The following is a 25,357-nucleotide window of genomic DNA, read 5'->3' as shown; positions in this document are numbered from 1 at the left end:
GCCACAGCAAAGGAGCTGCAAGATGACCGGGCTTCATCTGCACCAGAGCACGTCTCAGCGCCTCACACAGGTGATGCAGCGCGCCATCGGGCTGTTGCAGATGGATCATGCCGAACTGGCCGGGCTGCTGATTGAAGAGGCGGCGGAGAACCCCTGTCTGACGCTCACCCTGCCACAGGGCGATGCGGACAGCGCCGCCCCCGAGCCTGCCGGGGCGGAGCGCCGGAGCGTGCCCGGCCCGTGGCGCCCGGCGTTTCTCGGCAGCGGCGATGAGATCGAGACGCTGCGGGCGCATGCCGACGGCTTACATGCGCATGTGGCACGGCAAATCGGCCTGATCTTTCGCGACACGCGGGCGCGGGAGATCGCGATGGTCTTTCTGGAGCATCTGGAACCCAGCGGCTGGCTCGGTGCGCCGCTCGAAGACATTGCGCGACAGGCCGGGTGTCCGGCAGCAGAGGCCGAGGCGGTGCTCACCCGTCTGTATGAGGTCGAACCCGCGGGCCTGTTTGCCCGCTCTCTCTCGGAATGCCTGCGCTTGCAACTCGAAGAGGCGGGCGATCTGACGCCGCCGATGGCGCGCCTGCTTGACGCCCTGCCGCTTCTGGCCAAGGGCGACACCGCCGCGCTGCTCGCCCGCTGCGAGGTTGATGCCGAAGAATTGGCCGCGCTGGTGACACGGTTGCGGCGGCTCGACCCGAAACCGGGGGCGCATTTCGACGACGCGCCGGAGCTGCGCCGGGCGCCGGATCTGATCGCCGAACGCGATGAGTTGGGACAATGGCATGTCGAACTGAACGCAGCCAGCGCGCCGCGCATCGCAGTGACCCCGGTTGCGGGAGCCGAACATCGCGCGGCGCTGAAAGAGGCCCGCTGGCTGGAGCGGACGGTGTCGCGTCGCAACAGCCTCGTGCTGGATGTCGCAGCCCATGTGCTCGGCGTCCAGTACGAGGCCCTCGAACAGGGGCCCGCGTATCTCAACCCCCTGAACTGTGCGGATGTGGCCGCAAACCTCGGGGTGCATGAAACGACGATCAACCGGGTGCGCAACGGGCTCTTGATCCAGACGCCGCGGGGCATGATGCCTCTGCGCGCCTTTTTCGCCCGCGGCGGGGCAGGGCACCGGGATGGCTCGCATGTTCCCGCCGAAGCGATCTCGGCCCGCATCGCCGGGTTGATCGCGGCGGAACGCCCGGACAAGCCGCTGACCGATCAGGAACTCGCCACCCGTCTGGCGGAGGCGGGCCTGCGCGTGTCGCGCCGCACGGTGTCGAACCGGCGCCGCATGGCCGGGTTCCCCGGGGCGGCCCAAAGACTGACTTCAAAAGGGAGAGAAGAGTGAACAAGACATATGCAAGTGCCCCCGATGCCCTTGACGGGCTTTTGACGGACGGCATGCTGATCGCTGCGGGCGGGTTCGGGCTGTGTGGCATTCCCGAGCTTTTGATCGACGCCATCGTCGAGAGCGGCGTCAAGGATCTGACCGTGGCTTCGAACAATGCGGGCGTCGACGGGTTCGGGCTCGGCAAGCTGCTGGAGACCCGCCAGATCCGGAAAATGATGTCGTCTTACGTGGGCGAAAACGCCGAATTCATGCGCCAATACCTCTCGGGCGAGCTGGAATTGGAGTTCAATCCGCAGGGCACTTTGGCCGAACGCATGCGCGCCGGCGGGGCGGGCATTCCGGGGTTTTACACCAAGACGGGTGTGGGCACGGTGATCGCCGAGGGGAAAGAGCACAAGGACTTCAATGGCGAGACCTATATCCTCGAAGAGGGGATTTTCGCCGATATTTCCATCGTGAAGGCGTGGAAGGCGGACGAGACGGGCAATGCCGTGTTCCGCAAGACCGCGCGCAATTTCAACCCGCCGGCGGCGATGTGCGGCAAGATCTGCATCATGGAGGTCGAGGAGATCGTACCGACCGGCTCGCTCGATCCGGATTGCATCCACCTGCCGGGGGTTTATGTGCATCGTCTGGTTCAGGGCACGCATGAAAAGCGTATTGAACAGCGCACCACACGGCAGAGAGCGGGGGCATAATCATGTGGGACCGCAATCAAATGGCCGCGCGCGCGGCGCAGGAGCTTCAGGACGGCACCTATGTAAACCTCGGGATCGGCATCCCTACACTGGTGCCGAATTTCATCCCCGAAGGCGTCACCGTGACGCTTCAGTCGGAGAACGGCATGCTCGGCATGGGCCCGTTTCCCTATGAGGGCGACGAGGACCCGGACCTGATTAACGCCGGCAAGCAGACCATCACGGAACTGCCCAACACCGCCTATTTCGACAGCTCGTTTTCCTTCGGTATGATCCGGGGCGGCAAGATCGCCATGGCAATTTTGGGGGCGATGGAGGTCGACGAGAAGGGCGATCTGGCGAACTGGATGATCCCCGGCAAGCTGGTCAAAGGCATGGGCGGCGCGATGGATCTCGTGGCGGGCGTGGGCCGTGTGGTGGTGGTGATGGATCACACCAACAAACACGGCGAGAGCAAACTTCTGCACCAATGCACCCTGCCGCTCACCGGTCAGGGCGTGGTGGATCGGGTGATCACCAATCTCGGCGTGCTGGATGTGGTCGAGGGCGGGTTGAAGATCGTCGAACTGGCCGAAGGCGTGTCTGAGGCAGAGCTGCGCGCCGCGACCGAGGCGAAAATCGTCGGGTAAATCCGACATCGGTCTGAAGGGATGCGGACAATACGATAACGGATGCCTGTGCTCTCGACTGCGGGCACAGGACGTTTGGCGGTCCGGGAAGGGGGGCAATCGAGAACGGGTCTCTTCTGTCGGCTTTGCATTGCCAGAGGTGTCGCGGATCGTTTCCGTTCCTGCAAAGCGGCTTGTCGTAAACTGGGCTGAGGCCGCCTTTCATCAGGATCGCGGCCTCACCGGCAACCTTTCCAAATGAGACACTTCGGCAAAACCGCGCGACCACTCTTGTCGAACGGTCCTTGTACGGCATCAGAGGTCGAGACCGGGACGTGCCCGGATGCGTCTGTCAGCGACAGGCTCTCCGGTCAGAATGACGACGCGAGATAGATGCGGATGCGCTGGGAGGCGTTGCGAAGATGGCGCGCGGCAGCCTCCGCCGCGGCCTCCTCGTCGCCGTCTTCGAGCGCTTTGAAGATGGCCTTGTGCTCATCCTGCACCGCATCCAGAAGCTCGGCGTGATTGGTTCTTGTGTTGCTCCGGGCCTGACGAATGATGTTGCGCGCGCTGGCCTCGAGATGCTGGCACAGAGAAATGAAATGCTGGTTGTGCGTGGCTTCGACGATGGCCTGGTGGAACTGATAGTCCTCTTCGTCGCCCAGCCGGTCGCTGGCGATGGCATATTCCATGCCAATCAATGCCCGTTTGATCCTTTTCAAATCCTCGGGCGTGCGGCGTTTCGCGGCGATGCGCGTGGCGGCAACTTCGATGGTGACGAGCAGTTCCATCGCCTCTTCGAGCCGGCTCAGATCGGAGACGGAAAAGTTCTGAAAGCGGAATGCATTGGTCGAATCGCGTTGGGTCACGTAGACGCCGCTGCCCGCACGCGCCGCGACCAGACCGTCGGATTTGAGTTGCGACAGAGCTTCGCGCACCACGGCGCGGCTGACCGCATATTGCGTGCAAAGGTCGCGTTCGGAGGGAAGCCGATCCCCGACAGACAAGGCACCCGAGGCAATTTTTGCGCTCAGGTCCTGTGCGATCTCGTCGGGCAGATGCCCGTTGCGGGACCCTGTACCATTGCGCGATTGATCTGATGTGATTTGACTGGATACGGACATTTTTTCCCCTTTACCCCGTCATGATATATCACTGGTCTGACAGGTTAAAGAAAAAATTATCATATAAATTCAATATTATAATTTGTGAATTTTGATTTTTTACCCAGTTTTTTTCGTTTTGAAAAATTGGTCAGTTAGGTTGTTGACTGGTAAGACCATTTTGTGTCATCACATGAAAAGCCGAAGGGGTGGAGGATCTCTTCGCATCAGATATGTCAGGGAGGACAGTATGGGATTCCAGAAATTCGCACGCGGAACGGCGGCCATGGCGCTCGTCTTGGGGGCGGCCACGGCCGCACAGGCCGAGCCTTTGAAGATCGCCCTTGTGGAGACCCTGTCGGGTCCGCAGGCCTCGACCGGTTTGCTCTACCGCGATGCTGTGAAATACCAGCTCAGCAAAATCAACGAGGCGGGCGGGTTCGGTGGGGCGCCGATCGAGCTGCTCGAATTCGACAACCAGGGCGGTCCGGTGGGCGCCGCCGACCGGGTGCGCGCGGCGATTTCCGAGGGCGCGGACATTATTCTTCAGGGCTCGTCCTCGGCTGTGGCCGGTCAGGTGACTGAAGACGTGCGCAAATACAACCTGCGCAACGCCGGCAATGAGGTGCTCTATGTGAACCTCGGTGGCGAGGCGATGGAATTGACCGGCGCCAAGTGTCATTACTACCATTTCCGCACCACGCCGAATGCCGCGATCCGTGTCAACACGATCATGGACGGCATGCAGGAAGCGGGGGTTCTGGGCGAACGTATCTACGCGATGAACCAGAACTATTCCTGGGGTATTGATGTTCAGGACAACACCGTTGAAGCCGCCGGGCGCCTCGGCGTCGAAGTGGTGGAAACGACGCTGCACGACGTCAATAAAATCCAGGACTTCTCGCCCTATGTGCAACGCATCCAGGCCGCTGATGCCGATACGGTTATCACCGGAAACTGGTCGAATGACCTGCTTTTGCTGATGAAGGCGACAAGCGGGGCAGGGCTGGACGTGCGGTTCGGCACGGCCTTCCTCGACCAGCCGGGCAATATCGGCAATGCGGGCGCCGTGGCGGAGGGGCATTTCCTTTCGACGACGTTCAATCCGGAGGTCAATCCGGAGGAAAGCGCCGTGTTCATGGAGGATTACAAAGCTTTCACCGGGCATTATCCGAGCTATGTTGAACCGACCGCCGTGTTCGGCATGATGCTTCTGGGAGAAGCGCTGAAATCGGTTGAACCGACGGAAGACGGGCTGAACGCCGCCGATCTGGCCGTGGCGCTGGAGAATGCGCGTGTCGAAACCCCGATGGGGCCGGTTTATATCCGTGCGGAAGATCACCAGATCGTTCAGTCGATGATCGTTCAGGAAGTCAGCCGCGACGCGAAATACAAATCCGATGACACCGAATTCGGCTTTGTGCCGATCAAGGTGATTGCAGCCGAAGACGCCGAACAGCCGGTGCAGGACAGCTGCAAAATGAAGCGTCCGGGCTGACGCTCCGGACATTCCACGACACACGAAACGCATGTTGTGATCGGGGCCAGCGCGCCCCGGCCATGGCACAGCTATACCGATGCCTACGGAGGTCAGGGTGGACCAGATACTCTTCGCTTTGCTCAACGGCACCATTTACGGGCTTTTGCTCTTCATGGTTTCCGCCGGTTTGACGCTCATCTTCGGGATGATGGGGGTTTTGAACTTTGCCCACGCATCCTTTTACATGCTGGGCGCCTATTTCGCCTACACGCTTCAGCCCCTGACCGGGTTTTGGCTGGCGATCATTCTGGCGCCGATCCTTGTGATGGGGGTCGGAATTCTGGTCGAGCGCTTTATCCTGCGCCACGTGCACGAACACGGCCATGCGCATGAATTGCTTGTGACCTTCGGTCTGTCGGTGGTGATCGCCGAGATGATCAAGATGGTCTACGGCAAATTCGCGGTGGACTACCGTGTGCCTGCCGAGCTGAACTTTGCGGCCTTCTCTTTGTCGGGCATCGACTATCCGTTCTATCGCCTGTTCATGGGCGGCATCGCCGTCGTCATGTTCATCGCGATCTATCTTTTGCTGACGAAAACCCGTGTGGGCATCGTCGTGCGCTCCGCCATTTACCGTCCGCAGATGGTCGAGGCGCTGGGCCATAACGTTCCCATGGTCTTCATGGGCGTCTTTGGCATCGGTGCGGCTCTGGCGGGTCTTGCGGGCGCTGTCGCTGGCGCCTTCTACACCACCAATCCCAACATGGCTCTGGAGCTTGGTGTCATGGTCTTCGTGGTCGTCGTGGTCGGCGGGCTTGGCTCCATGGGCGGCGCGATGGCGGCATCTTTGTTGATCGGCATCACCAACTCGCTCGCGGTCGGCAGCGATTTCCGTATCGCGGATATTCTGATCCTCATCGGCATGGGCGGTTGGGCCGAGGAGATCGGCGGGCTTTTGACCATGCGCATGTCCAGCCTCGCCGCCACCCTGCCGTTCTTCATCATGCTTCTGGTGCTGGTGCTGCGCCCCTCCGGGCTGATGGGCGAGAAGGAATAAGACTATGAAATACGCACCTCTACTTCTTTTGGTCACGGTTGCCGTGCTGATCGCCCTGCCGTGGCTGGTCTCCGGCTCCATGCTCAACGCCGCCGTGCAGATGCTGATCTCCGCTCTGTTCGCCATGGCCTTTGGTCTGTTGTGCGGGCAGGCTGGGATGCTGAGCTTTGGCCATGCCGCTTACTTCGGTGTCGGCGCCTTTGCCGCCGTCCATGCGATGAACGCCTTTGGGGGCGAAGGGCTTTTGCCGACGCCGCTTTTGCCGCTGGTCGGTGGCGCGACGGGCCTCGTGAGCGGGCTTCTGGCGGGCTATTTTTCCACCAAGCGGACGGGCGTCTACTTCGCCATGATCACGCTGGCGCTGGCCGAGTTGCTGCACGCTTTGGCGCCGCACCTCAAAACCGTCTTTGGCGGCGAGGCGGGCGTGTCCTCTTTCCGTATGCCCGCTTGGGGTATCGGTTTCGGGTCGCTCAATGACGTCTATTTCCTGACGCTCGTTTGGACGCTTCTGTGCATCGGTTTGCTCTTTCTCTTCAGCAAAACCCCGCTTGGGCGTCTGGCTCTGGGCCTGCGTGAAAACGCGCACCGTCTGCGCTTTCTGGGTTACAACACCCATGCGCTTGGCACGTTGATCTTTGCTGTCTCCGCCATGTTCGCGGGCATCGCAGGCGCGCTTCAGTCGATGAACATCGAAGCCGCGAACTACGTCGTGCTCGAATCCCACATCTCCACGGCCGTGGTGCTTAACAGCTTCATCGGCGGTGTGCGCGTCTTCCTCGGCCCGGCGATCGGTGGTGCGGTGATGACCTTCTTCGGCCATGTCACCTCCGATCTGACCCGTGTCTGGCTTTTGTACCAAGGCATCATCTTCGTGCTCGTCATGATGTTCCTGCCGCGCGGTCTCGTGGGCGAGCTGGTCGAACGCATCCGCAACCCCAGCGGCGAAGGCCTGGCCCGCACGCTCAGCACCTTGCTGGCGCGCCTTGTGAGCCTCGCGATTGCCGCTTTCGGCGCCGTCTTCCTGATCGAGTTCCTGCAACGCGTGCTGTCGCCGGAATATCGCGCGGGTGTCACCGACGGCAACTGGCCCGACATCGCGCTTTTCTCTTATGACTGGGCGCCGCTCTCCGTTCTGCCCTGGGCCTTTGGCCTCGGTCTCTTCGGCATCGGCATCGCTTTGGTCACCATGGTCAACCGCCGCGTCGCGGCGCGCAAGGAGGCACAGGCATGAGCGATCCAATTCTGTCTTTGCAACATGTTCACAAGTCCTTTGGCGAGGCCCATATCATCCGGGATGCCAATCTCGATGTGATCCCCGGCGAACGCCATGCGGTGATCGGGCCGAACGGGGCGGGCAAATCGACACTGTTCCACCTCTGCTCCGGCCAGTTCGCGCCCTCCGAGGGCAAGATCCTTTTGAACGGCAAGAACATCGCCGGGCTGAAACCGGCGGAGGTCAACCGTCGCGGTCTGGCGCGCTCGTTCCAGATCACCAACATCTTCCCCGGTGTGACGGTCTTCGAGAACCTGCGTCTTGCGGTCATGCGCAAGCACAACCTGCAATTCGTATTCTGGCGTTCGGCCGCGCGACTGCGGCTGGTCAATGAGGAGGTCGATGACCTTCTGACCAAAATCCGCCTGACGGACCGCGCGCAGACGCTCGCCAGCCAGCTGTCGTATTCCGAGCAACGCTCGCTTGAGATCGGCATGACGCTGGCTTCCGATCCGCAGGTGATTTTGCTCGATGAACCCATGGCGGGCATGTCGCATGAGGAAACCGATTACACCGCCGGCCTGATCCGCGAGATCACCGAAGGCCGCACGCTTTTGATCGTCGAACACGATATGAGCGTTGTCTTCTCTCTGGCGCATCGCATCAGCGTGCTGGTCTACGGCGAGATCATCGCCACCGGCACGCCCGAAGAAATTCGCGGCAATGCCCGTGTGAAAGAAGCCTATCTGGGCGAGGAGGCGGCGTGATGGACAACGTGAACGACACCATTCTGTCCGTCGAGGGGCTGCACGCCCATTACGGCAAAAGCCATATCCTGCACGGCGTCACCTTTGATGTGGCGCGCGGCGAGGTCGTGAGCCTTCTGGGCCGCAACGGCTCCGGGCGCTCGACCACGATGAAATCCATCATGGGGCTGGTGCCGCCGTCTGAGGGCCACGTGCGTCTCGATGGTGTCGATCTGGCCGGACAGCGCAGCTTTGCGATCTGTCGGCGGGGCATCGGTTACGTGCCGGAAGAGCGCGAGATTTTTTTGAACCTCAGCGTCGATGAGAACCTCGAAATGGGTCGCCAAAACGGGCCGGAGGGCGCGCCGAAATGGGACGTCGATCAGATGTTCACCTATTTCCCGCGCCTCAAGGAACGCCGCAACACCCGTGCCGGAAGCCTCTCGGGCGGCGAGCAACAAATGCTCACCATGTGCCGCTCGCTTCTGGGCAACCCGCTTGTGATGCTGATCGACGAGCCGACCGAAGGCCTCGCGCCCAAGATCGTGACGGTCGTCGGCGAGGTGATCGAAGACATCAACAAACACGGCGTCTCCGTGGTGTTGGTCGAGCAAAAACTCACCATCGCCATGCAGGTCTCGCATCGGGTCTGTGTCATGGGCCACGGCCAGATCGTGTTCGAAGGCACGCCCGAGGAATTGAACGCCAAGCCGGAGATCACCGACGAATGGCTCGCGGTGTAAGGGAGGAACGCGTGATGACATCTGCGATGAACATGACCGCACCGATGGAAATGGGGCTGACCGTGCGTGATCTGCCCGGGATGCTTGAGTTTTATCAACAGGCCTTCGGCTTCACGATTGCCGCCGATGTGACCGTCCCCGCCGAAAAAGCGAATGTCGCGGCGCTGAGCCGAGGCGCCTACCGTGTCGTGCGGCTGCAAACGCCTTGGGGCGAGCGGATCAAATTGCTCGCGCCCGAGATCGCCCCGGCCGAGCGCCCTGAGCAAACGGACCACATTTTGGACCGCCACGAAGCGATGTACCTGACCTTCATCGTCGACGATCTGCGCGCCGTTGTGGCCCGCGTGGTCGCGGCGGGCGGCACTTTGATGACGGGCGATGAGCCGGTCGAGGTGCGCCCCGGCACCTTCCTCGCCTTCCTGCGTGACCCGGAGGGGCATATCGTAGAGATCGTCGAATATGCCGACGTCACCGCGTATCGCGCGGACCTTGCGGAGGTGTCGGCATGATGTTCGATTTCACCAACCGCACGCTTGTTCTCACGGGGGCCAATGGCGGCATCGGTCGCGCCGTGGCCGAGCTGTTCCACGCGGCAGGCGCCAATCTGGTGCTGGCCGATCTCGATGGTGCCGCGCTGGCGGACTTTGCCGCCACGCTGACCTCTCCAAAAGGCGGCACGATTGAAACGCTCGCCGTGGACGCCGCCAATCCCGATGACGCCGACCGGATCGTCGCAGTCGCGGCCAAACTCGGCGGCATCGACTTTCTCGTGCCCTCCGCCGGCATCTATATGGCGGAGCCTTTCGCCGAGATGACCGACGATCAATGGCGCCGCACCCTGTCCATCAATCTCGATGGCGTCTTCTACCTCACCCGCCGCTCGGTCGACCATTTGAAAGCCGGATCGTCCATCGTCAACCTCAGCTCGCTCGCCGCTCACCGTGGCGCCAAGACCAACGCGCATTACGGCGCGTCGAAAGGCGCCATTAGCGCCATGACCCGCGCGCTCGCCAATGAATTGGCGCCGAAAACGCGGGTCAATGTCGTGGCGCCCGGTGTGATCGACACGCCGATGACGCGCGAGTTGATCGCGACACGGGGCGACGACACGCTGCGCCATACGCCGATGGGGCGGACCGGACAGGCGTCCGAGATTGCCAGTGTCATCGCCTTCCTGTGCAGCGAGGCAGCAAGTTTTGTGAACGGCGAGACCCTTCACGTCAACGGCGGGCTCTACATGAGCTGAGCCAGCGCAACGCGCAGACATTTAACTGTTTTCAACCCGGCGACCCGAGGAGGGCGTTTCCGGGACCGGAGGAGAATTATCATGACCACCACGTTCGATTTCGCTGGACGCACCGCGCTTGTGACAGGTGCCGCTTCGGGCCTCGGCCTTGCCATGGCGCGCGCTTTCGTGGGCGCGGGCGCCAAGACCGTCCTTTTCGATCTGGATGAGGACGGCGTGCGGGCGGCGGCGGATGCGTTGAACGCGGATCACCCCGGACAGGTCACCGCCCTTGCGGGCTCGATCACCGATCCTGCGGCGGTGGAAGCGGCCTGTGAGGCGGCAGTGGCCTTTGGCGGGCGGCTCGATGTGGTGATGAACAATGCAGGCATTTCCGGCAATGCGCCGTCTCTTGAATTGGACGAGGCGACGTGGCGTCGGGGCATCGACATCAATCTCAACGGTGCGTTTTTCGTGGCTCAGGCCGCCGGACGCGTCATGGCCGAACAAGGCGGCGGCAGCATCGTCAACACCGCCTCGATGTATGGCGTCGTCGCGGCGCCGGAACGTGCCGCCTATTGCGCCGCCAAGGCGGGGGTTGTGGCGCTCACCAAGGTTCTGGCCATCGAATGGGCCGACCGCAACATCCGCGTCAACGCCATCGCGCCCGGCTATGTGCGCACCGCACTGACCGAAAATCTTGCTGCGCAAGGCCGTCTGGACCTTGACGCGCTCAACGCGCGGGTGCCCGCGGGGCGTCTCGGTACGCCCGAGGAAATCGCTTCCGCTTCCCTGTTTCTCGCTTCGGACGCCTCCGCCTATGTGACCGGCCAGACGCTGGTCGCCGATGGTGGCTGGTCCTCCTACAGCTATTTGTAAAGGACATCTCTCATGCCGATCTATGACGATCTGACGCCGAAAGCCTTCTGGCGTGACATCAAAGCCTCCAAAGAGGATCGCACCGAACTTGACCCCACCGTCGGGCGCACCATGCTGAGCCAATTGCACCTCATTCGCGCGTTCGAAGAAAAGGTGTTGGACCTTGCGGGGCAGGGGCTTGTGCACGGGCCTGCGCACTCCGCGATTGGCCAAGAGGGCGGTGCTGTCGGCTCCGCCATAGCGATGCGTGGCTCCGATCAGGTGAACGGCTCGCACCGCGCGCACCATCAGTTCCTCGCCAAGGCGCTGGCCTATGCCGCGCCCGAGGGGATCGATCCGGAGAAGAGCTTTGGCGAGGCGCTGCGGCACCTGTCAAAACGCACCCTGTCGGAAATTCTCGGTCTCTCCGAAGGCTTCTGCAAAGGCCGCGGTGGTTCGATGCACCTGCGTTGGGCCGAAAGCGGCAACCTTGGCACCAATGCCATCGTCGGCGGCGGTGTCCCCATGGCGGCGGGCGCGGCCTGGGCGCACAAACAGGCGGGCACGGGCGATGTCGTCTACACCTATTTCGGCGATGGCGCGGTCAATATCGGCTCTGTGCTTGAGACCATGAACATCGCCGCCGCGTGGAAGCTGCCGATCTGTTTCTTCATTGAAAACAACCGCTACGCCGTGTCGACCCATGTCGAAGAGGTCACCGCAGAGACGCGGCTTTCTGCGCGCGGTCTGGCCTTTGGCATCCCGGCCTTCAAGGTGGACGGCATGGACACGCTGTCGGTTTATCTGGCCGCCGAGGAAGCCAATAAGATCATGCGCGCGGGCGAAGGTCCGGTGGTGATCGAGGCCGATGTCTACCGCTATTTCCACCAGAACGGCGCGCTTCCGGGCTCTGCCTTCGGCTATCGCACGAAGGAAGAAGAGCAGGAATGGCGCGGCCGCGATCCGCTCGACGCCATGGCGCGCGACCTGATGGAGCGTCAGATCATCGGCGCGCAAGCCGTCGAAGACCTGCGCAGCCAGGCGCAAGAGATGATGGAAGAGATCGCGGGCGAGCTGATCGAAGAGGTCGACGGCAAGCGCCGCATCAAACCGGCGCTTTGGCCCGAAGAAAGCTTCCGCGATTTCGGACTGCGCGGCGATCTGTCGGAATTCGACGGCGCGCGTTTTGAGGAACAAGACGCGTTTTCCGGTACGCTCAAAGACAATGTGAAATTCATCGACGCCGTCGCCGATGTCATGATGCGTCGGATGGAGACGGACGAGCGTGTCGTCGTCATGGGCGAGGATGTGCACCGTCTCAAAGGCGGCACCAATGGCGCGACCAAAGGCCTCTCGGACAGGTTCCCGGATCGCTGCCTCGGCACGCCGATTGCGGAGAACGCCTTTACGGGTCTCGCCGCAGGTATGGCCGCCGACGGGCGTGTGCGTCCGGTGATCGAATTCATGTACCCGGATTTCATGTGGGTGGCCGCGGATCAGGTGTTCAACCAGATCGGCAAGGCGCGTCACATGTTCGGCGGTGACAATGCCATGCCTTTGGTGTTGCGCACGAAAGTGGCGATGGGCACGGGCTATGGCTCGCAGCACTCGATGGACCCGGCGGGGATTTTCGCGACCGCCCCCGGCTGGCGCATCGTCGCGCCCTCGACGCCTTATGACTATGTCGGGTTGATGAATGCGGCGCTTCAATGCGAGGATCCGGTTCTGGTGATCGAACATGTCGATCTCTACGCATCCAAAGGCGTCGGTCCGGCCGATGATCTCGACTACATGATCCCGCTTGGTAAGGCCAAAGTCGTTCGCGAGGGCGCGCGCGTCACCGTGCTGACCTATCTCGCCATGGTCGAAAAGACCCGCGAGGTGGTCGAGCGTCTGGGCATTGATGCCGAAATCATCGACCTGCGCAGCCTCGACCGCGCCGGGCTTGATTGGGAAACCATCGAGGCCTCCATCGAGAAGACCGGCAATGTGCTGATCGTCGAACAGGGGGCCTCTGGCACGTCCTATGGAGGCTGGCTTTCTGACGAGATTCAGCGCCGCTGTTTCGACGCGCTCGATCAGCCGATCAAACGGGTGCATGGCGCGGAAGCCTCGCCCAGCATTTCCAAAGTCCTTGAGGCGGCGGCCTGTGCCCGTCCGCAAGACATCGAAGCGGGCCTGCGCGAGGTTATGGCCGATCAGGGTCTGCCCCTCGCGGCAGAGGCTGCGGAATAAGGAGAGAAGACATGCCCAAGGAAATCATACTGCCCTCGCTCTCCGCCGGAATGGAAGATGCGGTGATCGCCAACTGGCTCAAGGCCGAAGGCGAGGCCGTGAAGGCCGGGGACACATTGGCCGAGGTCGAAACCGACAAGGCGACGATGGAATTCGAGGCCGACGCGGACGGGGTGTTGGGCAAGATCCTCACTCCCGCCGGTGAGCGCGCCGATGTGAATGCGGTGATCGCGGTTCTGCTGTTGGAGGGCGAAGACGCCTCTGTGCTGGACGGCTATACACCGGGTGGGGCGGCGCCTGCGGAGACGGTCGAAGCGCCGGTCGAAGCAGCCCCGGTGGCGAAATCCTCCGACAAGATTGCGGCCTCGCCGCTCGCGCGCCGGATCGCGGCACAGAAAGGCGTTGATCTGTCGGGGCTTTCCGGGTCCGGCCCGCGCGGCCGCATCGTGCGTATCGACGTCGAGCGCGCTGCCGAGGCCGGGGCTGTCGCTCTGGTGGCGGCTGCTGTAAAGGCCACCGCTGCGCCCAACCTTGTGGGCATCGGCGACTACGAGGAAATCCCCCACACCGGCATGCGTCGCACCATCGCGCGGCGGCTGCTCGAGTCGAAAACCACCGTGCCCCATTTCTATCTTGAAGCCGATTGTGACATCGAGGCGCTCATGGCGCTCCGGTCCCAGATCAACGAGGGGCGCGAGAAAGCGGACCGAATTTCGGTCAATGATTTCATCGTCAAAGCCGTCGCAAACGCACTGGCCAAAGTACCCGCCGCCAATGCGATCTGGACCGATGAGGCGGTGTTGCAGCTCAAATCCATCGACATTTCCGTGGCGGTCGCGACTGACGGCGGGCTGATCACGCCGGTTCTGCGCAATGCCGATCAAAAGAGCCTCGGCACGCTGTCCTCCGAGATGAAAGCGCTGGCTGCCAAGGCCCGTGAGGGCCGTCTGAAACCGGATGAATACCAAGGCGGCGGGTTCTCGCTGTCGAACCTTGGGATGTATGGGGTCAAGAGCTTTTCCGCGATCATCAACCCGCCGCAGAGCTGTATCCTCGCCGTCGGAGCCGCCGAAAAACGCCCCGTCGGGCGCGGCGATCAGATCGTGCTGGCACCGGTCATGAGCGTGACGCTTTCTGTCGATCACCGGACGGTCGATGGGGCCGTGGGCGCGCAGTGGTTGGCGGTCTTCAAAGCCGGTATTGAAAATCCGATGAGCCTGTTGGTGTAACATGATCACGGGGCACACCAAAACGCTGGCGATCCTCGCCGATCCGGTCACCCATGTGCGCACGCCGCAGGCGCTCAACGCGCGGTTTGAGGCGGAGGGCGTGGACGCCGTTCTGGTTCCGCTCGAAGTGCCGCCCGAGGCCTTGGAGCCGATGCTCAAAGGTCTCGCAGGTGTGCGCAATTTCGCGGGCGCCGTGATTACCGTGCCGCATAAAACCGCTGTGCCTGCGCTCTGCGATGCGCTGAGTGCGCGCGCGGCGGCGGCGCAAAGCGTCAATGTTATCCGGCGCGAAACTGACGGCTCGTTCTACGGCGACATCCTCGACGGCGAAGGCTTTGCGCGCGGGTTGGAACAGGCGGGCGTGACGCTTTTTGGCAAGCGGGTGTTCCTCGCGGGGGCAGGGGGCGCGGCGAGTGCCATCGCATTTGCTCTGGCGGAACGGGGCGTCGAGGCGCTGACCGTCGCGAACCGCTCCGTTGAAAAGGCAGAGGCCCTGATCGCCCGTCTGGCAGAGCATTTTCCCGATGTGGCGTTTGCTGCCGCCACCGACCCCGTCGGGCATGACATCGCGATCAACGGCACCTCTTTGGGTCTCAAACCCGAGGATGCACTGCCCTTCAATCCCGACACACTCGACCCCGGCACATTGGTCGCCGAGGTCATCATGCAGCCGGAGATCACGCCGCTTTTGCACGCCGCCGAGGCGCGCGGGCTCATGATCCATCCGGGGCATCACATGTTGGAGGCGCAGTTGACGGAGATGCTGCGGTTTCTGACGCATGAGGAGGACGAACAATGAGTTTGAGTTTGCAAGATCTGCGCGCCACCGGGCTTTTGCGCGATGCCAATCTGGTGGCCGGAGACTGGATCGAGGCCGACCCTGAGACCGGCATTGCCGTGCACAATCCCGCCGACGGGTCACTGATCGGCTACGTCCCGAAACTGGGCCGGGCCGAGGTCGCCAAGGCGGTCAAGGCGGCGGAAGAGGCGCAAAAGACCTGGGCTGCGCGTACCGCGAAAGACCGGGCAAACGTGCTGCGCGCATGGTTCGATCTGATGATCGCGCATCGCGAGGCATTGGCGCAAATCCTGACGCTGGAACAGGGCAAACCTTTGGCGGAAGCGGCAGGTGAGATCACCTACGGCGCCAGTTTTGTCGAATGGTTTGCCGAAGAGGCGCGTCGTGTCTATGGCGAGACCATTCCCGGCCATCAGCCCGACAAACGCATCCTCGTGATGAAGCAACCTATCGGCGTCGTCGCCGCGATCACGCCGTGGAATTTCCCCAATGCGATGATCACGCGCAAGGCCGGGCCTGCCTTTGCTGCGGGCTGTGGCATGGTGTTGAAACCTGCCTCTCAGACGCCCTATTCCGCCATCGCTCTTGCGATTTTGGCCGAGCGCGCGGGACTGCCCAAAGGTCTCTTCAGCGTCATCACCGGTTCCGCCGCGCAGATCGGTGCGGAGCTGACCGAGAACCCGGTGGTGCGCAAACTGACCTTCACAGGATCAACGGAAATTGGCGCGATGCTCTATGCGCAATCGGCGCCGACGATCAAGAAACTCGGGCTGGAACTGGGCGGCAACGCGCCGTTTATCGTCTTCGATGACGCCGATCTCGACGCTGCTGTCGAGGGCGCATTGATCGCGAAATTCCGCAACAATGGACAGACCTGTGTTTGCGCCAACCGCATCTATGTGCAGGACGCGGTCTATGATGCCTTCTCCGAGAAACTCGCCAAGGCGGTCTCAAACCTGCGCACCGGCAACGGTATGGAGAGTGGCGTCGAGCTTGGCCCGCTGATTGATGAGAGCGCGTTGGAAAAAGTGCAAAGCCACGTCACCGATGTGGTGGAAAAAGGCGGCCGCGTGCTTGCCGGTGGCAAACCCCATGCTCTGGGCGGCACCTTCTATGAGCCGACGGTTCTGGCCGATGTGACCTCCGATATGGCCGTTGCGCGTGAGGAAACCTTTGGTCCTGTCGCGCCGCTGTTTCGTTTCACGGAAGAGGCGGAGGCAATCCAGGCCGCCAATGACACCGAATTCGGTCTCGCCTCCTATTTCTACGCTCAAGATGTGGCGCGGATTTTCCGGGTCTCGGAAGGGCTGGAATACGGCATGGTCGGGGTCAACACCGGGCTGATTTCGACCGCCGAAGCGCCCTTTGGCGGGGTCAAAATGTCGGGTTTGGGCCGCGAAGGTTCGCGCCACGGCATCGAAGATTTCCTTGAATTGAAATACGTGTGTTTGGGAGGCATCGCATGAGCGGGACGGATCAAAACTTCGACCTCATCGTGATCGGCGCCGGCCCTGGTGGCTATGTTGCGGCCATTCGTGCGGCGCAGCTTGGCCTCAAGGTCGCCTGTGTCGAGCGCGAAAACCTGGGCGGGATTTGTCTGAACTGGGGCTGCATTCCGACCAAGGCGTTGCTGCGCTCGGCCGAGGTCTATCACCAGATGCACCGCGCCAAGGAATTCGGCTTGTCGGCGGGCGACATCGGCTTTGATCTCGACGCCATCGTCAAGCGCTCGCGCGGGGTTGCGGCGCAGATGAATGGCGGGATCAAGGGCTTGTTTAAAAAGAACAAAGTCACCGCGATCATGGGCGAGGCCAAGCTGGCCGGTAAGGGCAAGGTCGAGGTCAAAACCGACAAGGGCACCGAGACTTTGACCGCCAAAAACATCATCGTCGCCACCGGCGCGCGGGCGCGTGAGCTGCCGGGGCTGGAGGCCGACGGCGATCTGGTCTGGACCTACCGCCACGCTCTGGTGCCGACGCGGATGCCGAAGAAGTTGCTGGTTATCGGATCGGGCGCCATCGGCATTGAATTCGCGAGCTTTTACAACACTCTAGGCGCCGACACGACGGTCGTCGAAGTGATGGATCGCGTGCTGCCGGTCGAGGACAAAGACATCTCCGCCTTCGCCAAAAAGCAGTTTGAAAAGCAGGGGATGAAGATCCTGCAAAAGACGACCGTGAAGAAGCTCGACCGCGCAAAAGGCAAGGTCACCGCGCATTTCGAAGCCGACGGAAAAGTCACCACCGAAGAGTTCGACACGGTGATTTCTGCGGTCGGCATCGTCGGCAATGTCGAGGGCCTGGGCCTCGAAGAAGCGGGCGTGAAAATCGACCGCACGCATGTCGTGACCGACGAATTCTGCCGCACGGGCGTCGACGGTTTGTTCGCCATCGGCGACATCGCGGGCGCGCCCTGGCTGGCGCATAAAGCCTCCCACGAAGGCGTCATGGTGGCCGAGCTGATCGCGGGCCTCCACCCGCATCCGATCAAGCCGAACTCGATCGCGGGCTGCACCTATTGCCACCCGCAAGTGGCCTCTGTGGGGCTGACGGAAGACAAGGCGAAAGAGGCGGGTTACGAGATCAAGGTCGGCAAATTTCCCTTTATCGGCAACGGCAAAGCGGTCGCGATGGGGGAGGCCGAGGGTCTGGTGAAAACCGTGTTCGACGCCAAGACGGGCGAGCTTTTGGGCGCGCATATGGTGGGCGCCGAGGTGACGGAAATGATCCAGGGCTATGTGATCGGGCGGACGTTGGAGACGACGGAAGAAGAGCTGATGAACACGGTCTTCCCGCACCCGACCATGTCGGAAATGATGCATGAGGCGGTGTTGGCGGCTTACGGTCGGGCGCTGCATATTTGAAGGGAGGAGGGTGTCAGGCGTCTTGCATATAAAGCGTCAGGCGTTTGGCCGCGTTCTTGAGATGGGACGCCGCCGCCTCACGCGCGCGCTCGGCATCTCCGGCCTCGATGGCCGCGAAAATGGCGCGATGCTCGTCCTGCACAAGGTCGGTCAGCCCCTTGCGCGAGCTGTTGGTGCGGGCCTGTCGGATCAGATGCCGCACGCGATTTTCCAGAAACGCGCCGAAAGAGATGAACAGGTGATTGCCGGTCGCCTTCAGGATTTCAGAGTGAAAGGCCATGTCCTGTTCGATGCCGTTTTCGCCGCGCGCAATGGCGGCGTCGATGGCACCAAGAGCAGCGCCGATGGCGTCGAGATCCGCCGGACTGCGCCGTTGTGCGGCCAATGCGGCGGCGGAGGCCTCATGGGCGAGCAGAAACTCGAATACCCGCTCAATCTCTTCCTTGTCGTCCAGCTCTGTGCGGGCAAGGCAAAACGAGGCCTCCGGCAATTCATCGACCACGAAGATGCCGCGGCCTTGATAGCTTTGCACGATACCGTCTTGCTTGAGCGCAAAAATCGCCTCGCGGATCACTGCGCGGCTGACCCCGAAGGTTTCGCCCAACACCGCTTCGGTCGGCAGGCGCTCACCCGGGCGAAAGACATTCTGTTCGATCTCGCGGCGCAAAATATCCGCCACCTTACTGGCATAGCTGCGGGGTGGGGTGAGTTTATGTTTGGGGCCAGAGGTTTTCTGGCCAGAGAGTCTCTGACCTGTCGAAGGGGGCATCAGACATCCGTTGGTTCGCTGCGGGTCTTGGCAATTTAGGGTGGAGCTACGGAGGAAGGCAAGTTGGTTGTAAGTTTTTCAACTTATCAGCTTGTCAGACAAATTTGCGTTTTGTAACGTAACGTCATGCGAGGCGACCGACGGGAGATCGGTCATTCGCATCAGGGAGGACATATCATGACTGAGACCGCCGCTCGCAAAGCGACGGGGCCCGCGTGGCCGCGCCTTGGGTTGACCCAGGAAACCATCGTATTTTTCATCGCCATTGCGTTCTTTGCTGTCTTCGCCGTGACGCTGCCGGGCTTTATGGCTTCGGACAATCTGTTGTCTTTGCTGCAGAACGTCTCTGTTTTGGGGATTCTGGGCGTGGCGATGGGGATCGTCGTGATCGGGCGGGGGATCGACCTTGCCATGGTGGCCACGATGGCGATGTCCACGGCCTGGACGATTTCTCTGATGAATGCTGGTACGGATGCGGTGAGCGCCGTGCTTTTGGGGCTGGGATTTGCCGCCGTGATCGGCATCGTCATGGGCATTTTGATCGCCTACGTGGAAATTCCGGCGATCTTCGCCACACTCGCGATGTCGACGGTGATCTACGGCTTTGGCCGCCTCGCGCTTGTCGATCTCGATGTGATTTACGTGCCCGAAGACGCCGACTGGCTGCGCGCGATTTCCGGCTCCGTGAGCGGTGTGCCACTTCCGGTGATCTGGTTCGGGCTTGTGGCGCTTTTGGCCTATGCCTTTCTGCGGTTCACCCGGCGCGGGCGCTACATCTACGCCATGGGCGACAATTATGAAGCCGCGCGCATCACCGGCATTCCGGTGCGCCCGATGACGGTGCTGCAATATCTGCTGTCCTCCGTGATTGCCTTTGGCGCCGGGATCATCACCGCCTCGCTTCTGGCGACCGTGAACATCCGTGTTGCGCAATCGACCATGGTTTACGACGTGATCCTTGTGGTCGTGCTGGGCGGGATTGGTCTGAGCGGGGGCAAGGGCGGCGTGCGCAATGTCATCGTTGGCACGGTTCTGATCGGCATTCTGCTCAATGGCATGACCATCATGGACCTGTCTTTCACGCTTCAGAACCTTGTGAAAGGCGCGGTGCTTCTGGTGGCGATCATCGTCGACAGTTTCGTGAACCCGCGCGACGAACAGACCGCGCAGCAAGGGGACATCTGACCACACTTCAAAGACTTAAATGACGCTCTAGGACACGAGGGAGGAACTCATGAAGGGCATTTTGAAAGGCGCGCTGATGGCGCTGACACTGGCGGGGGGAGCCGCACAGGTCGCGCAGGCCGAACAATTCGACGACGGTCTCGCGCCGCAATATTACAACGCGCTCAAGGATAAGAAAGTGGTCTTCCTGCCCCTTGCCATGAGCTTTGATCTGCCGCAGGTCTGGGCGCAGGGGATGCAGACACAGGCCGACCGCCTTGGCTATGAGCTGTCGATCCGTGACCCGAACTGGTCCAGTGACGTGGGTGCGCAGGCATTGACCACGCTGATCAGCGAAAAGCCCGATCTCATGGTCGTGCACAACCCGGACATGCAGGTTTATGCCCGCCTTCTGGCCCGCGCGCAAAAGGCCGGGATCAAGGTCATTCAGATCAACCTGAAATCGGTCGCCACCACGGACGCCTATGTCGGTGTGAACTGGTATGAGGTGGGCGTGCATCAGGCCAATATGGCGATCGCAGCCTGTGCGCCCGATGCAGGCGGCAGCGGCAAGATCGCGATCATGCAGGGCACGCCCACGAACCCCAATAACGCCATCACCATGAGCGCGATCGAGGACGTTCTGGCCGAGCACCCGGAGATCGAAGTGGTCTCCAGCCAGTCCGCCGACTGGGACGCGACCAAGGCGCATTCCGTGGCCTCGACCGTGATCAAACAGAACCCAGACCTCTGCGGCTATATCGGCCTGTGGGAGGTCATGGACGCCGGTGTGTCCGCCGCGATCCGCGAGGCGGACAAAGTGGGCGAGATCAAGCTTTTCACCAATGGCGGCGGTCAGAAACCGGCCTGTGACAGCCTCGCCAATGGCGCTTTCACCGGCTACGTCAGCTACGACGCCTTCGGGCAGGCCCGCGATCTCACCAATGCGATTGCGCAGGTCATGCAGTCCGATCTCAAACCGGGCGAGGCACCCTATGCGCTCTACACCCCGATCCGCGATCTGACCAAAGACACGATGCGCGACGATTCCTGCTGGACCATGGACGACGTCGCCAAGGCGCCGTTCTGATCCGCGATTTTCCACTCACATGACGTCTGACGTGCGGCCCTTCGGGGCCGCGCAAGGGCGCACCTCATTTCGAGAGGCTTTCCGATATGTCCGTCTCCGACACCTATGCAAAGTGGCGTTATCGCACCGTGCCGGATCATCTCCTGGGCGAGGTGCTGTCCAAGAACTGGATCGACAATGCGATCCCCTTTGCTTTCCTTTTGATCGTCGTGGCCCTGTTCGGCTCGCTGATCCCCGGCTTTCTCAGCCCCGCTGGCTTTTCCGATCTGGCACGGCAACTGGGCGAAGTGGCGCTGATTTCCATCGGGCTGGGGCTTGTGATGCTCGCCGGCGGGATTGATCTCAGCGTGGGCTCGACCTTTGCCATGGCGAATTTCGTCTCTCTGGCGCTGATCAATTCTCTCGGTTGGCCGGTCTGGGCCGTGGTGCCCGCTGTGCTCTGCGTGGGCGCGCTTATCGGTCTGATGAACGGTATCCTAATCGGCTATTTGCGGCTCCGGGCCTTTCTCACTACGCTCGCGACGCTGATCATCGTGCGCGCCATGGTCGATCTTCTGATCCTGAGCTATGCCCGCGAAGTGGCGATGAGCATGACCCTGTCGGAGGCCTGGTTCTACTTGGGCGAAGGCTTTATCCTCGGCATTCCGGTCAACTTCCTGTTGCTGGTGGCGGTGGCCATTCTCGTGCACCTCGTGCTGTCGCGGATGCGCTTTGGCTGGCACATTCTCGCCGTCGGCGGCTCGCGCCGCTCGGCCTATAATGCCGGGATTTCGGTGCGCCGCACGGTCTGCGCGACCTATGTGATCTCCGGTGTGATGGCGGCGATGGCGGGTATTTTCTACGCCGCGCGTCTGGGCAGCGTCGGACCGGACACTGGCATCGGCCTCGAAGTCACCGTGCTGACCGCCTGCGTCCTGGGCGGGATCAGCCTCGGCGGTGGGCGCGGCTCGGTGTTCAAGGCCTTCATCGGCACGGTCATCGTGCTCATGGTCACCAATAGTCTCATCCGCCTCAATATGCCCTCCGGCTCGACGCCGCTCGTCCTTGGCATGCTTTTGTTGCTCGCCGTGGCCGTCGACATCCGCTGGGTCAAGAACCGTCACAAACTCCTGTCGCGGGTCTATGTCTCGCCGACCTATTTCGACCTGCCGGAAGACCCCTCTGCCAATGTCGACGCCACCTCATCTTATGCGGTGAACGACAAGTTCCGCGATGTGACGGCGATCGGTCTGGGCGATCTCGACGGGCCGGAAGACATGATCTTCGACTCGCAGGACAACCTCTACACCGGCGGGCGCCAAGGCGACATCGTGCGCTTCTTTGCCCCCGATTACACCCGTTCGGAGGTCTTCGTACATTTGGGCGGCTTCCCGCTTGGCCTCGCGATGGACAAGGAGGACAATCTGCACGCCTGTGTCGCGGGCATGGGCCTCTACATGGTCACGCCCGCGCGCGAGATCAAATGTCTTTCGGATGAGACCAACCGCAGCCTGTTCTCGATCATCGACGACTCGCGCATTCGCATGGCCGACGATCTCGACATCGCCGCCGATGGTCGGGTCTATTTCTCCGAGGCCACCATCCGTTACGGGGTCAGCGACTGGGCCGTGGACGCTTTGGAAGCGCGCGGCAACGGGCGCATTCTGGCCTATGATCCGAAAGACGGCTCGACCCGCACGGTGCTTTCGGGCCGCGTGTTCCCGAACGGTATCTGCATGGTCGATGACGGGGAATCCCTGCTGTTCGCCGAAACCTGGGCCTGCCGCATCAGCCGGTTCTGGTTCGCAGGCCCCCGCAAGGGTCAGGTCGAACCGGTGATCGAAGACATCCCCGGCTACCCGGACAACATCAACCGCGCCTCTGACGGCACCTATTGGGTCGCGCTCGCGGGCATGCGCTCGCCGGCCTTCGATCTCAGCCTCAAGATGCCGGGCTTTCGCAAACGTATGGCGCAACGTGTCGCCATGGACGAATGGCTCTACCCGAATCTCAACACCGGCTGCGTGCTCAAGATGACCTTGGACGGCACAGTGACGGAGTCGCTTTGGGACCTGAGCGGCGAGGCGCATCCGCAGATCACCTCGATCCGCGAACATAAGGGCGCGCTCTATTTGGGCGGCATCAACAACAACCGGATCGGGCGCTATGAACTGCCCGAGGCGGACCAAACATGGACCAGTCAGAACGACTATTGGGGGCGCACATGATCACGGCATTCAAGCGCGTATTTGACCGGGTGACCGGCGCGGGCGAGGCGGCGGTCACCGTGCCGCCGATGGACGGGGCGTTCAAGGCCAACATGGCGCTGGAGAACGCGCCCGTGTGGGCGGAAATCCCGACCCCGGACAATCTCACGCTTTGGCGGGGTGATGTGTATCTGTCGAGCGGGCCGGTTCTGTACCGCAGTGACACGGCGGGTACGTTGACCGAAGTGGCACGTTATGGGGCCGCGATCACGGCGCTGGCGGCGGGGGACACACTGGCCGTGGCCGTCGCGGGGCAGGGCGTGATGCTGCGCTCTGAGATGGGCGAGACGGAACTGGTTTCTGCGACGGCCTTCAATGGTGCCGGATGCCTCACCGCGATGAGTTTTGCCAAAGACGGCACTCTTATTCTGGCCAGCGGCTCGACGCGTCACAGCCCTGAAGACTGGGCGCGCAACCTGATGGAACGCCGCCACGACGGCGCCGTCTGGGCGGTGAAACCCGGCGAGGCGCCGCGCCGTCTGGCGGAGGGGCTGGCCTGGCCTGCGGGTCTCATGTGTCAGGAGGACAGGGGCCGTGTCATCGTGTCCGAGGCCTGGCGCAATCGTCTTATCGCGCTTCCGATGGTCGGCGGTGTGCCCGATGTGGTGCTCGACAACCTTCCGGCCTATCCGGGGCGTTTGATCGCCTCCGACGCTGGCGCCTACCTCTGTTGTTTCGCGCCGCGCAGCCAGTTGATTGAATTCGTGCTGCGCGAACCGGCGTATCGCACGCGGATGATGGCGGAGGTGCCGCCGCAATTCTGGGTCGCGCCCGCGCTGCGCTCCGGCGACAGTTACCGCGAACCGCTTCAGGGCGGGGCGGTCAAACAGCTTGGCATCCTCAAACCCTGGGCGCCGACGCGCTCCTACGGGCTTTTGGTCGCGCTGGACCAGAGTTTTCTGCCGCGTCGCAGCTTCCACAGCCGCGCCGATGGCACCCGCCACGGCATCACCAGCGCCTGCGCCACGGAACAGGGCCTGCTCGTCACCTCCTATGGCGGCGACGTGGTGTTGACCCTGCCAGATGAAGCCCGAAAAGGAGAGCAATCATGAGCGCCCCTTTGATTGAAATGCAGAATGTCTCGAAGGATTATCGAGGCGTCTTTGCCGTGCGCAATGTCGATTTCAACCTGCATGCGGGGGAAATCCACGCCCTTCTGGGCGAGAATGGCGCGGGAAAATCGACGCTGACCAAAATGATCGCCGGGGTGACGCAACGCTCTGAGGGCGAGATCCTTTTGGACGGCAAGTCGATCAACTTCGCGACCCCCGCCGAGGCCTTGGACAACGGCATCGCCATGGTGTTTCAGGAAACCAGCCTCGTGCCCTCGATGACGGTGGCGCAGAACCTTTACTTGGGCGAAGAAAAACTCTTCAACCGTCTGCGCGGGCTTTATATTGCGGCGCAGCAATTCCTGTCGTCTTTGAACTTCAACGTCGACCCTTGGGCCAATGTCTCGATGCTTGGCGCGGCGCAGAAACAACTGGTCGAGATCGCCCGCGCGGTGCGTCTCAACGCCCGTGTCATCATCTTCGACGAACCCACCGCGACGCTGACGCCGGAGGAGAAACACTATTTCTTCTCGCTCATCGAACGGCTGCGTAAACGCGGTGTGTCCATCGTCTTCATCAGCCACGCACTGGAAGAGGCGCTGGCGATTTCCGACCGGATCACCATCTTGCGCGACGGCGAATTGGTGGCCTCAGACACCACCGAAAAATTCGACCGCGACAGCATCATCGGCCATATGGTCGGGCGCAGCCTCTCGGACGAGCTGTTCTATCACAAACACTCCGAAGACGGCGCGCGCAAGCCGGGCAAAAAGGTGCTGAGCGTCGAGAACCTGTCGATGGGCTCTATGGTGCGCAACACCTCCTTCTCGCTGT

At 61.9% G+C, this 25,357-nt stretch carries 23 protein-coding genes (1 of these 23 running past the window's edge); 21 read left to right on the top strand and 2 right to left on the bottom strand.

Annotation, left to right across the window (positions count from 1 at the left end; all coding sequences use genetic code 11):
- Positions 1-22 precede the first annotated feature (22 nt).
- From CEW89_RS05995 to CEW89_RS05985, 3 genes are read left to right on the top strand one after another with little or no spacing between them, the layout of a single operon-like run.
- Positions 23-1,342, top strand: coding sequence for an RNA polymerase factor sigma-54 (locus tag CEW89_RS05995; RefSeq protein WP_096805274.1), 1,320 nt, complete (start codon positions 23-25; stop codon positions 1,340-1,342).
- Positions 1,339-2,043 (top strand): CoA transferase subunit A, encoded by a 705-nt coding sequence (locus tag CEW89_RS05990; protein WP_096805273.1) that lies wholly within the window; start codon positions 1,339-1,341, stop codon positions 2,041-2,043. The genes CEW89_RS05995 and CEW89_RS05990 overlap by 4 nt, the downstream gene beginning before the upstream one ends.
- Positions 2,043-2,672: a 3-oxoacid CoA-transferase subunit B gene (locus CEW89_RS05985; RefSeq protein WP_096805272.1), complete on the top strand. Its 630-nt coding sequence runs from the start codon at positions 2,043-2,045 to the stop codon at positions 2,670-2,672. The genes CEW89_RS05990 and CEW89_RS05985 overlap by 1 nt, the downstream gene beginning before the upstream one ends.
- A gap of 350 nt (positions 2,673-3,022) precedes the next feature.
- Here CEW89_RS05985 and CEW89_RS05980 read toward each other — a convergent pair whose 3' ends face one another.
- Complete coding sequence (locus CEW89_RS05980; protein ID WP_066705881.1) at positions 3,023-3,775, bottom strand: FadR/GntR family transcriptional regulator; 753 nt, start codon at positions 3,773-3,775, stop codon at positions 3,023-3,025.
- Positions 3,776-4,004: 229 nt separating this feature from the next.
- Here CEW89_RS05980 and CEW89_RS05975 point away from each other — a divergent pair, with 229 nt between their 5' ends.
- From CEW89_RS05975 to lpdA, 13 genes are all read left to right on the top strand, one after another.
- Complete coding sequence (locus tag CEW89_RS05975) at positions 4,005-5,252, top strand: branched-chain amino acid ABC transporter substrate-binding protein (RefSeq protein ID WP_066705882.1); 1,248 nt, start codon at positions 4,005-4,007, stop codon at positions 5,250-5,252.
- 97 nt (positions 5,253-5,349) lie between these two features.
- Complete coding sequence (locus CEW89_RS05970; protein ID WP_096805271.1) at positions 5,350-6,291, top strand: branched-chain amino acid ABC transporter permease; 942 nt, start codon at positions 5,350-5,352, stop codon at positions 6,289-6,291.
- A gap of 4 nt (positions 6,292-6,295) precedes the next feature.
- A complete protein-coding gene (locus CEW89_RS05965; protein WP_096805270.1) occupies positions 6,296-7,522 on the top strand; it encodes a branched-chain amino acid ABC transporter permease in 1,227 nt (408 codons plus the stop codon).
- Positions 7,519-8,271: an ABC transporter ATP-binding protein gene (locus CEW89_RS05960; protein ID WP_096805269.1), complete on the top strand. Its 753-nt coding sequence runs from the start codon at positions 7,519-7,521 to the stop codon at positions 8,269-8,271. Before CEW89_RS05965 ends, CEW89_RS05960 begins: the two co-directional genes overlap by 4 nt.
- A complete protein-coding gene (locus CEW89_RS05955) occupies positions 8,271-8,993 on the top strand; it encodes an ABC transporter ATP-binding protein (RefSeq protein ID WP_096805268.1) in 723 nt (240 codons plus the stop codon). Before CEW89_RS05960 ends, CEW89_RS05955 begins: the two co-directional genes overlap by 1 nt.
- A 14-nt stretch (positions 8,994-9,007) precedes the next feature.
- The gene (locus CEW89_RS05950) at positions 9,008-9,502 is read left to right on the top strand and encodes a VOC family protein (protein ID WP_198403508.1); all 495 of its coding nucleotides are present in this window, start codon (positions 9,008-9,010) and stop codon (positions 9,500-9,502) included.
- Positions 9,499-10,239 (top strand): SDR family NAD(P)-dependent oxidoreductase, encoded by a 741-nt coding sequence (locus CEW89_RS05945; RefSeq protein ID WP_096805267.1) that lies wholly within the window; start codon positions 9,499-9,501, stop codon positions 10,237-10,239. The genes CEW89_RS05950 and CEW89_RS05945 overlap by 4 nt, the downstream gene beginning before the upstream one ends.
- Before the next feature lie 81 nt (positions 10,240-10,320).
- The gene (locus tag CEW89_RS05940) at positions 10,321-11,097 is read left to right on the top strand and encodes an SDR family NAD(P)-dependent oxidoreductase (protein ID WP_096805266.1); all 777 of its coding nucleotides are present in this window, start codon (positions 10,321-10,323) and stop codon (positions 11,095-11,097) included.
- 12 nt (positions 11,098-11,109) lie between these two features.
- Positions 11,110-13,311, top strand: coding sequence for an alpha-ketoacid dehydrogenase subunit alpha/beta (locus tag CEW89_RS05935; RefSeq protein ID WP_096805265.1), 2,202 nt, complete (start codon positions 11,110-11,112; stop codon positions 13,309-13,311).
- 11 nt (positions 13,312-13,322) lie between these two features.
- The gene (locus CEW89_RS05930) at positions 13,323-14,540 is read left to right on the top strand and encodes a dihydrolipoamide acetyltransferase family protein (protein ID WP_096805264.1); all 1,218 of its coding nucleotides are present in this window, start codon (positions 13,323-13,325) and stop codon (positions 14,538-14,540) included.
- A 1-nt stretch (position 14,541) separates the two neighbouring features.
- Positions 14,542-15,339 carry a shikimate dehydrogenase family protein gene (locus CEW89_RS05925; RefSeq protein WP_096805263.1) on the top strand — a complete coding sequence of 266 codons (798 nt, stop codon included), beginning with the start codon at positions 14,542-14,544 and terminating at the stop codon, positions 15,337-15,339.
- Positions 15,336-16,805, top strand: coding sequence for an NAD-dependent succinate-semialdehyde dehydrogenase (locus CEW89_RS05920; RefSeq protein WP_096805262.1), 1,470 nt, complete (start codon positions 15,336-15,338; stop codon positions 16,803-16,805). The genes CEW89_RS05925 and CEW89_RS05920 overlap by 4 nt, the downstream gene beginning before the upstream one ends.
- Entirely contained in the window at positions 16,802-18,202 is a 1,401-nt protein-coding gene (gene lpdA, locus CEW89_RS05915; RefSeq protein ID WP_096805261.1) for a dihydrolipoyl dehydrogenase, read from the top strand. The genes CEW89_RS05920 and lpdA overlap by 4 nt, the downstream gene beginning before the upstream one ends.
- A gap of 13 nt (positions 18,203-18,215) precedes the next feature.
- Here the strand turns inward: lpdA and CEW89_RS05910 are convergent, their stop codons facing one another.
- Positions 18,216-18,971, bottom strand: coding sequence for a FadR/GntR family transcriptional regulator (locus CEW89_RS05910; protein WP_096805260.1), 756 nt, complete (start codon positions 18,969-18,971; stop codon positions 18,216-18,218).
- Positions 18,972-19,148: 177 nt separating this feature from the next.
- Between CEW89_RS05910 and CEW89_RS05905 the strand changes: the two genes are divergently transcribed.
- The 5 genes from CEW89_RS05905 to CEW89_RS05885 form a co-directional block, all read left to right on the top strand.
- A complete protein-coding gene (locus CEW89_RS05905) occupies positions 19,149-20,156 on the top strand; it encodes an ABC transporter permease (RefSeq protein ID WP_066705301.1) in 1,008 nt (335 codons plus the stop codon).
- Between the two features lie 49 nt (positions 20,157-20,205).
- Entirely contained in the window at positions 20,206-21,225 is a 1,020-nt protein-coding gene (locus CEW89_RS05900) for a sugar ABC transporter substrate-binding protein (protein WP_066705299.1), read from the top strand.
- Between the two features lie 86 nt (positions 21,226-21,311).
- Entirely contained in the window at positions 21,312-23,432 is a 2,121-nt protein-coding gene (locus CEW89_RS05895) for an ABC transporter permease (RefSeq protein WP_096805259.1), read from the top strand.
- Positions 23,429-24,523 (top strand): strictosidine synthase, encoded by a 1,095-nt coding sequence (locus tag CEW89_RS05890; RefSeq protein ID WP_096805258.1) that lies wholly within the window; start codon positions 23,429-23,431, stop codon positions 24,521-24,523. Before CEW89_RS05895 ends, CEW89_RS05890 begins: the two co-directional genes overlap by 4 nt.
- A protein-coding gene (locus tag CEW89_RS05885) for a sugar ABC transporter ATP-binding protein (protein ID WP_096805257.1) crosses the window boundary here: on the top strand, positions 24,520-25,357 show its 5' portion. The gene runs 665 nt beyond the window's last position; the window shows 838 of its 1,503 coding nt (coding positions 1-838); the start codon lies at positions 24,520-24,522; its stop codon lies beyond the right edge, outside the window. The genes CEW89_RS05890 and CEW89_RS05885 overlap by 4 nt, the downstream gene beginning before the upstream one ends.

Source organism: Celeribacter ethanolicus (genome assembly GCF_002407265.1).
Lineage (GTDB): Bacteria > Pseudomonadota > Alphaproteobacteria > Rhodobacterales > Rhodobacteraceae > Celeribacter > Celeribacter ethanolicus.
Note: the sequence above shows the minus strand (reverse complement) of the source record. Positions and strands in the feature narration are given on the sequence as shown.